General features: G+C 41.4%; 13 protein-coding genes. All 13 read left to right on the plus strand.

Going from position 1 to position 11,902, the window contains the following annotated elements:
• Positions 1 to 173 (plus strand): SpoIIIAH-like family protein (locus AC1DSB_RS06850; RefSeq protein ID WP_477586219.1); only part of this gene is annotated, 173 nt, incomplete at its 5' end.
• A gap of 263 nt (positions 174 to 436) precedes the next feature.
• Positions 437 to 949, plus strand: a complete 513-nt coding sequence (gene accB, locus AC1DSB_RS06855; protein WP_016426965.1) for an acetyl-CoA carboxylase biotin carboxyl carrier protein — start codon at positions 437 to 439, stop codon at positions 947 to 949.
• Positions 950 to 959: 10 nt separating this feature from the next.
• The gene (gene accC / locus AC1DSB_RS06860; protein ID WP_016426966.1) at positions 960 to 2,312 is read left to right on the plus strand and encodes an acetyl-CoA carboxylase biotin carboxylase subunit; all 1,353 of its coding nucleotides are present in this window, start codon (positions 960 to 962) and stop codon (positions 2,310 to 2,312) included.
• Positions 2,313 to 2,327: 15 nt separating this feature from the next.
• Positions 2,328 to 2,735: an Asp23/Gls24 family envelope stress response protein gene (locus tag AC1DSB_RS06865; RefSeq protein WP_016426967.1), complete on the plus strand. Its 408-nt coding sequence runs from the start codon at positions 2,328 to 2,330 to the stop codon at positions 2,733 to 2,735.
• Between the two features lie 353 nt (positions 2,736 to 3,088).
• Complete coding sequence (locus tag AC1DSB_RS06870; protein WP_477531833.1) at positions 3,089 to 3,565, plus strand: MarR family winged helix-turn-helix transcriptional regulator; 477 nt, start codon at positions 3,089 to 3,091, stop codon at positions 3,563 to 3,565.
• A complete protein-coding gene (locus AC1DSB_RS06875; RefSeq protein WP_477531832.1) occupies positions 3,562 to 5,286 on the plus strand; it encodes an ABC transporter ATP-binding protein in 1,725 nt (574 codons plus the stop codon). Before AC1DSB_RS06870 ends, AC1DSB_RS06875 begins: the two co-directional genes overlap by 4 nt.
• Entirely contained in the window at positions 5,283 to 7,142 is a 1,860-nt protein-coding gene (locus AC1DSB_RS06880) for an ABC transporter ATP-binding protein (protein ID WP_477531831.1), read from the plus strand. The genes AC1DSB_RS06875 and AC1DSB_RS06880 overlap by 4 nt, the downstream gene beginning before the upstream one ends.
• A 288-nt stretch (positions 7,143 to 7,430) precedes the next feature.
• Positions 7,431 to 7,820 (plus strand): transcription antitermination factor NusB, encoded by a 390-nt coding sequence (gene nusB, locus AC1DSB_RS06885; RefSeq protein ID WP_016426971.1) that lies wholly within the window; start codon positions 7,431 to 7,433, stop codon positions 7,818 to 7,820.
• 19 nt (positions 7,821 to 7,839) lie between these two features.
• Positions 7,840 to 8,700, plus strand: coding sequence for a bifunctional methylenetetrahydrofolate dehydrogenase/methenyltetrahydrofolate cyclohydrolase FolD (gene folD / locus AC1DSB_RS06890; protein ID WP_477531830.1), 861 nt, complete (start codon positions 7,840 to 7,842; stop codon positions 8,698 to 8,700).
• 90 nt (positions 8,701 to 8,790) lie between these two features.
• A complete protein-coding gene (xseA, locus tag AC1DSB_RS06895) occupies positions 8,791 to 10,149 on the plus strand; it encodes an exodeoxyribonuclease VII large subunit (RefSeq protein WP_477531829.1) in 1,359 nt (452 codons plus the stop codon).
• Positions 10,146 to 10,388 carry an exodeoxyribonuclease VII small subunit gene (locus tag AC1DSB_RS06900; RefSeq protein ID WP_477531828.1) on the plus strand — a complete coding sequence of 81 codons (243 nt, stop codon included), beginning with the start codon at positions 10,146 to 10,148 and terminating at the stop codon, positions 10,386 to 10,388. The genes xseA and AC1DSB_RS06900 overlap by 4 nt, the downstream gene beginning before the upstream one ends.
• Entirely contained in the window at positions 10,385 to 11,266 is an 882-nt protein-coding gene (locus tag AC1DSB_RS06905; protein WP_477531827.1) for a polyprenyl synthetase family protein, read from the plus strand. The genes AC1DSB_RS06900 and AC1DSB_RS06905 overlap by 4 nt, the downstream gene beginning before the upstream one ends.
• 79 nt (positions 11,267 to 11,345) lie before the next feature.
• Positions 11,346 to 11,902: 1-deoxy-D-xylulose-5-phosphate synthase N-terminal domain-containing protein (locus AC1DSB_RS06910; protein ID WP_477586217.1), on the plus strand; the 557-nt coding region annotated here is incomplete at its 3' end.

Consider the following 11,902-nt stretch of genomic DNA (forward strand, 5'->3'; position numbering starts at 1 on the left):
TTCGTTCACTAGGTTACTCAGATGCCTATGTACAGACAGATACAGGGAAAGTAGATGTAACTGTAATCGCTGATGAACTTGGAAAATCACAAGCAAATGAAATTATTCACATCGTAATGAAACAATGGGAAGATGCAAAAAAAGTAACGGTAGCATTCCAACCAGCTTCATAATGAACGAAAAGGGCCGATATGGTCCTTTTTTTCATTTTTCTTAAACAAAACCATGCCGGATTAAAATCGAATCATTGCTCCTGCGGTTATTCGTCGCAAAGGAAACCTTGTTTATCAACGCCGGTGTCAGACTAAAACGGGCTTCTTCACCTTTCGGATTAGGACCAACTCTTAAAAAATTTAGGTTATCTATTTCAAATTTTCTCAATAACGTCTAAAATAGAAGAGGAACGTAATTCGATATAGGGTAAGGGGAGTTCGGTATGTTAAAAGTACAAGAAATTCGTGAAATTATTAAATTAATTGACCACTCATCCATTGATGAGTTTATTTACGAGTCAGAAGGCACGAAAGTTAAACTGAAAAAGAATGGTGTACATGTATCTACTGAAACAGTTGTACCTCAATCAAAACCAGCGGCACCTGCTGTTGAAGCTCCAGTGGCAGTAGAAGTGAATCCAACACCGGTTGCTCAAACTGTAAAAGAAACAATTGCAAATGTAGAGACGAAAGAATCAGCTGTTAATGATGAATCTCTTCTTAAAATTTCTTCACCAATGGTAGGAACTTTCTATCAGTCATCTTCACCGGATACACCGGCATATGTTCAAGTAGGTGATAAAGTAACAGAAGACGGGATTGTATGTATTGTGGAAGCGATGAAATTATTCAACGAAATCGAAGCAGAAGTGTCTGGCGAGATTGTAGAAATTTTAGTAAAAGATGGACAACTCGTAGAGTACGGCCAACCTCTGTTCTTAGTAAAAGCGAACTGAGGGGGAACGGATGATGAAAAAAGTATTAATTGCTAACCGTGGTGAAATCGCGGTTCGTATTATTCGTGCGTGTAAAGAGTTGGATATCGAAACAGTTGCCGTCTATTCGGAAGCTGATCGTGAAGCGTTGCATGTTCAAATGGCAGATGAAGCTTATTGTATCGGTCCAAAACAATCGAAAGATAGTTACTTGAACTTCAGCAATATTATCAGTGTTGCAAAGTTAACGGGTTGTGATGGCATTCATCCCGGTTATGGCTTTTTGGCAGAGAATGCGAGTTTCGCGGAGCTGTGTGAACAATGTAATATAACGTTCATCGGTCCTACTTCTGACGCTATCTCCAGAATGGGTACGAAGGATGTAGCGCGTGAAACAATGCGAAAAGCAGGCGTACCGGTTGTGCCTGGATCCACAGGTATTGTTGCGGATGAAAAAGAAGGTCTGGAAATCGCTCGTGAAATAGGATTCCCGGTCATTATTAAGGCAACTGCCGGTGGTGGCGGTAAAGGTATTCGTGTCGCACGTACGGAAGAAGAACTTGTTAAAGGCATTCAGATTACACAAAAAGAAGCAGCTGCTGCTTTTGGAAACCCTGGTGTCTATATTGAGAAGTTCATTGAAATTTTCCGTCATGTTGAAATTCAAGTTTTGGCTGATAGTTTTGGCAATGCGATTCATTTAGGGGAACGTGATTGTTCAATTCAACGCCGTATGCAAAAACTAGTAGAAGAAGCACCATCTCCAGCGCTATCCCCGGAAATTCGTAATCAGATGGGTGACGCGGCTGTTAAAGCTGCCCTAGCCGTTAATTATCGCAGTGCAGGGACAGTTGAATTTATATTCGATCACATCAATCAAAAGTTTTACTTTATGGAAATGAATACGCGTATTCAAGTTGAACATCCTGTTACTGAAATGGTAACCGGCATTGATTTGATTCAACAACAACTTAAAGTCGCTTCTGGTGAAAAATTAGCTTATACACAAGATGACGTGAAAATTAAAGGTTGGGCAATTGAGTGTCGCATTAACGCTGAAAACCCTTCGAAAAACTTCATGCCTTCAGCGGGTAAAGTTGATATGTATTTAGCGCCGGGCGGATATGGTGTACGCGTGGATTCAGCAATGTATTCAGGCTACAGCATTCCTCCTTACTATGATTCAATGGTCGCAAAACTGATTACTTATGCAGATACCCGTGAAGAAGCGGTTGCRAAAATGAAGCGTGCACTGAGTGAGTTTGTTGTAGAGGGTGTTCATACAACAATTCCTTTCCATGCAAAATTGATGGACCATGAAGAATTCAAATCTGGTGATTTCGATACGAAGTTTTTAGAGAAATACGACGTCATGAATTCCTAGGAAAGGATGATTGGAATGGCTGAAAAAACAACAACAGCTTATTTGCAAATGATTCCGTCTGGTAAAGAAGAGTTAGGAAAGATTGAAGTAGCACCAGAGGTTTTAGAAGTAATCGCTGGAATTGCCACCACAGATGTTGAGGGAGTGGCCGGTACCCGTGGAAGTTTTGCAACAGGAGTTGCCGAACGTCTCGGCAAAAAAGTTCACGGTAAAGGAATCAAGACAGAATTGACTGATCAAGGTCTATTTGTTGAAATTTATTGCACTGTGAAATACGGCGCGTCGATTCCTAAAGTAGCCAAAGAAGTTCAAAGTCAAGTGCGTCAAGCAATTTTAAATATGACGTTACTTGAAACACAAGAAGTGAATGTCCATATTACTGGCATTCAGTTCGAACAACAAAAAGAAACAACAAACGAATAACTCACAACATCGTTCGGTCTATCCGGACGGTGTTTTTTGTTTTGATAATCAAGTTTGGGGTAACAGCACAATTTAGTGCGTAAAAAATGCGCGACATCAACCACATCCTCATAATGGAATTGCCGATAAACAAGTAGAGGACCACCAGTTATCCGCAGAGTTTACGAAAACAAAAGAAGATGACAAGTAAATACTACAAAAGCAAAGACCTTTCATGTGTGCATTCACTTGGGTAAGGTCTTTTTTCGTGCTGATAGATTGACAATCTCTTATAATGAGAGTAAATTTGAAAGACCAAAAACGAACTGTTCGATTTAGAACAGTTCGTTTAGGAAGGAATGGTGAGGAGTCAATTGGACAATGAAAATCAAAATTTAACAAAGTCCATTCAATTATTACGTTCATTTTCGAACATTCAAAAGAACATGATGAGGTTCGTCCAGAAGTCAGCGGTGGAAAATGGATTATCCATTCCCCAGTACACAATATTGATGACCATCGTCATCCATAAGGACATGACTCAAAAAAACGTGGGCGAGAAAACCTTTCTCCCTAAAAGTACTCTGAGTCAAGCCGTAGATGGGTTGGTACGGGAAGGTTTGCTGAACCGTCAACAAGTCGAAGGGAATCGACGGGAGGTTTTGTTGTCACTCAGCGAAAATGGATTGGCACGGATCAAAGAGATTCATATGCAAGAAAATGGCATTCACCAAACATTTCAATCGGTTGCGGAATCCCTGACTGATAAGCAATTCGAGGAACTGCTTGGTACCCATCAACAAATTACAAAGCATCTGGAAGAACTGGGACAAGAGGAGTGTTCAAATTGATAAAATTACTGAAATATTTATCCGTTTATAAGTGGCTTGTATTCGCGGTTGTCGGACTCGTATTCATTCAATCGATGGCTGACCTCTTTTTACCAACACTGATGGCGGACATCATTGATAAAGGTGTTGTTACGGGAGACACCCCTTATATATGGAAAATTGGAGGATTCATGCTGTTGGTTTCATCACTTGGAGCCACTGCATCAGTCATTGCAAGCTATTATTCTTCCAAAGCGGCTATGGGACTCGGACGTGACATTCGCAGAAAAGTCTTCAATCATGTCGGGAAGTTTTCATTGCAGGAATTTGACGAGGTGGGAACCGCTTCACTGATCACGAGAACAACGAATGACATCACGCAAGTCCAGCAAGTCGTCATCATGATGCTCAGAATGGTTGTCAGTGCACCGATCATGTTAATAGGCGGGGTCATCATGGCCGTATCGAAAGATGCCAAATTATCATTGGTGATTGTTGCCACCATGCCTGTATTGATTGGTTCCGTCCTGCTGATTCTGAAAAAAGGGGTACCCCTTTTTCAAACGGTGCAAGAACGTCTGGATCGCTTGAATCTGGTCTTACGCGAGAACCTCACGGGGATTCGCGTCATTCGCGCGTTCAATCGGGAAACCGAAGAGAAAGTGCGAATGAAGCAAGCAAATAAAGAGTTGACGGATGTTTCGATTAAAGTAAATAAAGTCATGGCGTTTTTGATGCCTGTAATGATGCTTGTCATGAACTTAACAGTCGTCGGAATCATTTGGTTCGGTGGGATTCGGATCGATAATGGAGCAATGCAAATCGGTGACCTGATGGCGTTTATCCAATACGTCATGCAAATCATGTTTGCTCTTGTCATGGCATCCATGATGTTCGTCATGATTCCACGTGCTGCTGTGTCGGCGAAACGGATTAACGAAGTACTGGAAATGAAACCGTCTTTCTTAGATGAAGGAACGGAAAAGGCAAATCGTGAAAGAGGGACGCTTGAATTTGAGCATGTGACATTCAGCTATCCAGGAGCGGAAGAACCTGCCTTATCAGACATCAGTTTTACTGCTAAACCTGGTGAAATTACCGCCATCATTGGCGGAACAGGATCTGGGAAATCAACTCTCGTCAATTTGATTCCACGGTTTTATGACATTTCAAGTGGAAGCATTCGCGTAAACGGTGTTGATATCCGTAAGGCGTCACAAGATGAAATCCGTTCGAAAATCGGTTTCGTTCCACAAAAAGCTATACTTTTCACGGGAACGATTGCCGATAACATTCGCTTCGGAAAACAGGATGCCTCGCAGGATGAAATGGAGCACGCGGCTGCTATTGCACAAGCAGATGATTTCATTGGCAAGATGAAAGAAGGCTATGCTGCAGAAATCGAACAAGGTGGCTCGAACTTGTCCGGCGGGCAAAAGCAACGGCTGTCAATAGCTAGAGCGCTCATTCGAAAACCGGATCTTTATATATTCGATGACAGCTTTTCCGCACTTGATTTCAAGACAGATGCCAAACTCCGGGCAGCCTTGAAAGATGAAACGAAAAATGCGACGGTGTTACTGGTTGCACAACGTGTCAGCACAGTGGTCGACGCGAATCGGATCATCGTGTTGGACGAAGGACGAATAGTCGGTTTGGGTACTCACCAAGAGTTGCTTGCAACAAATGATGTATACCGTGAAATCGCCTTATCACAGCTTTCAGAGGAGGAAATCGCATGACCAATCAAAAAAAACCTCAAAGTGGTGGGCCGGGGCAAGGACCTGGTGGCGGTAACATGATGATGATGGGCGGGCAAAAAGCAAAAGATTTCAAAGGGACACTGAGACGTCTTTTGACTTATTTGAAGCCGCGCCGAAATAAATTGGTTGCCGTTTTCTTTGCAGCAATCTTGAGTACCATATTTATGATCGTTGGACCAAAAATAATGGGGACGGCAATCACGGAACTATTTGAAGGTGCATACGGGAAATTCCAAGGGATACCTGGTGCAGCCATCAATTTCGATAAAATTGGGCAGATTCTTCTGGTCCTTGTTGGGCTCTATGTTTTAAGTAGCCTTTTCAACTATGTGCAACAATATATTATGTCGAGTGTTGCACAGGAAACGGTTTACGATCTAAGGGAAGACGTCAATCATAAGCTTGAAAAACTGCCGCTCAAATATTTTGATGGCCGATCAAACGGCGAAACGCTCAGCCGTATGACAAATGATATCGATACAATAGGGAGCACGTTGCAACAAAGTCTAACTCAATTCATTACCTCAATCGTGACAATATTAGGGATTATCATCATGATGCTTTCGATCAGTCCATTATTGACGCTGATATCAATTGTCAGTTTACCGCTGTCTATATTTGTGATAAAACCGATCCTGAAAAAATCCCAAAAACACTTTGCCGATCAGCAGCGTACACTTGGCCAGCTGAATGGGCACATTGAAGAAATGTATACTGGTCACCAAGTGGTTAAAGCGTTCGGGCATGAGAAAAAGTCCGTTGCTCAGTTTGATAAGGTCAATGAAGTATTGTATGAAGCGGGAAGCAAAGCTCAATTCATTTCAGGTATCATCATGCCGATGATGTTCTTCATTGGGAATTTAAGTTATGTCCTAATCAGTGTTGTGGGCGGAATTTTGGTAACGCAGCGTGCCATCTCAATAGGTGACATACAAGCTTTCATCACTTATTCAAAACAGTTTACACAACCAATCACACAAACAGCCAACATCGCGAACATCATTCAGTCCACGGTTGCAGCTGCAGAGCGGGTATTTGAACTGCTCGATGAAGCAGAAGAGATGACAGAAGTGACGACCGATAGTCTGGAGCGTGCCAATGGCGCTGTGACATTCGAACATGTGGATTTTGGGTATGAAGATGATTTGTTGATCCAAGACATGAACATCGATGTGTTGCCTGGTCAGACCGTTGCAATCGTTGGGCCTACCGGGGCAGGAAAAACGACGATGATCAATCTATTGATGAGATTTTATGAACTCAATGGCGGAAAGATCAAAATCGATGGTCTTGACACACGGAACATGTCCCGAAACGATCTCCGCAAGAGTTTTGGAATGGTTCTTCAGGATACGTGGCTCTTCAATGGAACGATCAAGGACAATATCGCGTATGGAAAAAGTGGTTCAACGGATGAAGAAATCTTCGAGGCTGCCCGTACGGCCCATGCTGATCATTTCATCCGTACGCTACCGGATGGTTATGAAACCGTGTTGAACGAAGAAGCTTCGAATATATCACAAGGGCAAAAACAACTTCTGACAATCGCACGAGCGGTCCTGGCAGATCCACCTATCATGATATTGGATGAAGCTACTTCCAGTGTGGACACACGGACGGAAATCTTCATCCAAAAGGCGATGAACCGTTTGATGGAAGACCGTACTAGCTTTGTTATTGCCCATCGTCTGTCAACGATTAAGGATGCGGATTTGATTTTGGTGATGGACCAAGGAAAAGTGATTGAACAAGGGAATCATGTTGAGCTATTGGAGAGAAATGGTTTCTATGCAGATCTTTACAATAGCCAATTCTCAGAAAAATTAGCGATTTAAATAGGAAGAGGCTCATTTCTTGATTGAAATGAGCCTCATTTTTATTGGGGGAAATGATTGAAACGCGCATAGTAATGGCCGAACTTCTTGGGCTTTCGAGCAAAGATAACGTTAATAAACAATAATAAAAAGGATAGGTTATTACGTTGGATGAGATTAAGTGATTTTCACTTCAGTCCGAAATTTGATGGAGTACTTTTTCTGAACATTCGAACTTCCCTTTGAGGATGTCTTGTGCCCGCAAAATATGCTATGATGTGTTCGAATGCATATAAAAGGAGACTACCCATGAAACGTAGAGAAGCCCGTGAAAAAGCGTTGCAAACTTTGTTTCAGTTAGAAAACACCGAGTTAACAATAGAAGATGCAATGAGCCACGTTTTAGATGGCGACAATGATCCTTTCTATGAAAAGCTTGTACGTGGAACGACTGAACAACTAACGCAAATAGATGAATCACTTAAAACAAAGTTAGAAAATTGGTCTTTGGATCGTTTACCTAAGATCGAACGCACGGTATTGCGCTTGGCAGTTTATGAATTGTTATTTATGCAGGATGCACCTTCAAAAGTAGTCATGAATGAAGCGATTGAATTATGTAAAACGTTTGGTGATGAGAAATCAAGCAAGTTTGTGAACGGAGTTCTATCTAAATATACGGTCGAGACTTCTAACTGACAACAGGGGGAATAAAGTCATGTCGAGTGCATTAATTAATGGAAAAGAAATTGGACAAGCGATACGCAATGATTTATCCGAACGTATCATTCACTTAAAAAATCAAGGCATTATTCCAGGCTTAGCGGTTATTTTAGTCGGTGACAACGCAGCTTCGAAAACCTATGTTTCCAATAAACAAAAAACGTGTGAAGCACTTGGCATGAATTCACGTTTACTTTCTTTTGAGTCAGATTTAACTGAAAGTGAACTCGTGCGTACGATTCAATCACTGAATGAAGACCCAACCATTCATGGCATATTAGTACAGTTACCATTACCGAAGCACATTGGAGAATCTGCCGTGTTGGCAGCCATTTCCCCAACTAAGGATGTAGATGGTTTCCATCCAATCAGTGTGGGGAAAATGATGCTCGGACAGGAGACTTTCCTTCCATGCACGCCATACGGGGTCATGAAACTTCTGGAATACTCTGGGATTGACCTTGCAGGCAAACACGCTGTTGTCATAGGACGTAGCCATATTGTAGGAAAACCAATGGGCCAATTACTTTTACAAAAAGACGCAACCGTGACATATGCGCATTCTAAGACGCCGAACCTACAAGAAATTACCTTGCAGGCTGATATTCTCGTGGTGGCAGTTGGTAAAACGAAATTCATTACGAGTGAATACGTCAAAAACGGAGCGGTCGTCATCGATGTAGGTATGAATCGTGATGAAAACAATCGACTGTGTGGAGATGTGGATTTTGAAGCGGTAAAAGAAAAGGCTTCATACATAACACCTGTTCCAGGCGGAGTGGGACCCATGACAATCACCATGTTAATGGCCAACACCGTACAATCTGCGGAAAATGAGTTGCGTCAAGACAAATGAAGTTAAAACAGGTAAAATAAAGGGAAGAAGCTGTTTTTCTTATAGAAAGACAGCTTTTCTATTTCTTCTTCGTGAGGAGTTTGAATGCACGTGACTGCTTCGACATATTTAACAGTGAAAGCACTGACCAAATACATAAAAAGAAAATTTGATGCGGATCCCCATTTGCGAAATGTTTATGTCAAAGGGGAACTATCCAATGTCAAAATACATACAAGCGGACACATTTACTTCACAATTAAAGACGATCAAACAAGAATGCCTGCTGTTATGTTTGCAGCACAAGCAAGGAGTTTGAAATTTAAACCGGAGAGCGGAATGAATGTTCTTTTGCAAGGTGATGTGAATGTTTATGAAGGCTCAGGCCAATATCAGTTGTATGCACAATTGATGCAGCCTGATGGTATAGGTGAACTATTTGTAGCCTTTGAACAGCTGAAAGAAAAACTGGCGAAAGAAGGACTTTTCCATCCTTCTAGAAAGAAACAGATACCAAAATACCCTCAAAAGATTGGTGTTATTACAGCTTCTACAGGTGCAGCCATTCGGGATATTGTCACGACTTTGAGCCGCCGATATCCTTTGGCAGAAGTTATCATTTTTCCAGCTCTGGTTCAAGGGGCTGGTGCAGCGCCAAGTATCGTAAAAGCATTAAAACGTGCTCATAGCTATCCGGATCTTGATGTTTGTATTGTTGGACGCGGGGGCGGGTCGATTGAAGACTTATGGGCTTTCAACGAAGAAATCGTTGCGCGGGAAATTGCGAATAGTACCATTCCTATTATCAGTGCTGTCGGCCATGAAACGGATACGACAATCGCTGACTATGTCTCAGATCTTCGTGCACCAACGCCAACTGCAGCAGCAGAGCTTGCCGTACCAAATCAACTGGATTTGCTTGAACGTGTATCCAATAGAAAATCGCAAATGGTATCGATCGTCACGGCAATTTTATCACAGGAGCGAAAAAGGTTGACGCGGGTGATGTCTGCATATCCACTGGCCTATCCTGAAAGATTATACCGACCGTTTGTTGAAAGACTGACCCGAGCGAATGAACAGATGGAGAGAAACGGGCGTAAGATTTTCCAACAAAAACAACAACATCTTGCACAGCAAACCATGCGTCTGACATTGCAAAATCCACAAAGAATGGTTTTGCTACATCAAAAAAATGTACAGGCTTCTCAACAACGTTTGCATATGGCAGCTCAAAAAAATGTGCAAACGAAAGGTCGTTCTTTCAGTAATATGATTCAGTTACTGGAAGCATTGAACCCTCTGAAAATCATGGATCGGGGCTACAGTCTGACCTATCAAAATGATCAAGTTGTCAAATCAATTGAAGATATCAATCCAGATCAACCACTTCATATCAAATTACAAGATGGAGTCATAATCGCATCTATAGACTCTATAAACAAACAGTCTAAAGGAGAATCATCATGACAAAAACCAACGTATCTTTTGACCAAGCAATTCAACAATTAGAGGAAATTGTACGTCAGCTGGAACAAGGCGATGTTCCTCTTGAGGATGCCATTTCACTTTATAAAAAGGGAATGGAAATGTCGACGGTATGCCACGAGAAATTGCACAATGCAGAAAAACAATTGATTTCAATCATGGATGACAGCGGTGAAAAAGTGCCATTTGAAGCCATCGAAAAAGAGGATACTTCACAATGACTTGTTTGCAAAATTTTACTGAACTGAATATTCCAGAAATAGACCGTCAATTGACCGAGCAAGTTCAGTCGATTAATGCACCGGAAATTTTGAAAGAAGCGATGAATTATTCATTGGCTGCAGGAGGCAAAAGGGTAAGGCCTTTATTTTTGCTGGCTGTCTTAGACTTTTTACAAGTTAAACATTCAGAAGCCTCTACTGTTGGAGCAGCTATTGAAATGGTTCATACCTATTCTCTAATCCATGATGACCTACCCAGCATGGATAATGATGATTACCGCCGAGGGAAATTAACTAACCATAAAGTTTATGGGGATGCGTTGGCGATTTTAGCTGGAGATGGATTGTTAACATATAGTTTTGGTGTGCTTTCTCGTTTGAAAACAGTATCCGCAGAAGACAAAATGGAACTTATACAATTGATGAGCGAGGCCGCAGGAGCTGAAGGTATGGTTGGCGGACAAGTCTTGGATATTGAAAGCGAAAGAAAAATCATTTCTGTAGAAGAATTGGAAACCATACATATCAATAAAACGGGTGCTTTATTATCCTTTAGTATTGTAGCAGGTGCGATTTTGGCTTCGGCGGATGCCCGTACTAGAAAAGCGTTGCAAGATTTTGGTTTCCATATCGGACTGGCATTTCAAATTCAGGATGATATTTTGGATATTGAAGGAACCACAGAGTCATTAGGAAAAACTGCTGGAAAAGATGTTGCGAGTGAAAAAAATACGTACCCTGCATTATTAACATTGGATGGAGCAAAAATAAAACGGGATTGGCACTATAACCAATCTATCGAATCACTTCGCTACATTTCAAGTGAGCCTGGTCTATTGGATGAATTGGCTGCTTACATCGTTAATCGCAGCAAATAGTTAATGTTTGTACATTCGTACGACATTGATATAATGAAAGATAATAATCGCAAGTATTGTGTAAAGGTGTGTGATGTCGGTGGATTTAAATACAATTACAAGTCCATCCTTTATTAAAGAATTATCTCAAGATGAACTATTGACTTTAAGTGAAGATATTCGTTCGTTTTTAATTGAAAAATTATCGGTCACTGGTGGACATATTGGTCCTAACTTGGGTGTGGTCGAACTGACTGTATCTCTTCACCGTATTTTTAATAGTCCAGATGATAAATTTATATGGGATGTAGGACATCAAGCGTATGTCCATAAAATATTGACTGGTCGGGCAAATCAATTTGATACATTACGTCAATTTAAAGGGTTGTGCGGTTTTCCAAAGCGCAATGAAAGTGAACATGATGTTTGGGAAACAGGTCACAGCTCAACTTCGTTGTCTGCTGCGATGGGTATGGCAGCTGCACGTGATATTAAAAAAGATAAAAACCATATTATTCCCATTATCGGGGATGGAGCTCTTACAGGTGGAATGGCTTTAGAAGCACTGAATCACATTGGACATGAAAAGACCGATATGATTGTTATTTTGAATGATAATGAAATGTCGATCGCGCCTAACGTTGGCGCACTCCATAC

The sequence above is a fragment of the Paenisporosarcina sp. P4_E4_2 genome (genome assembly GCF_056401595.1).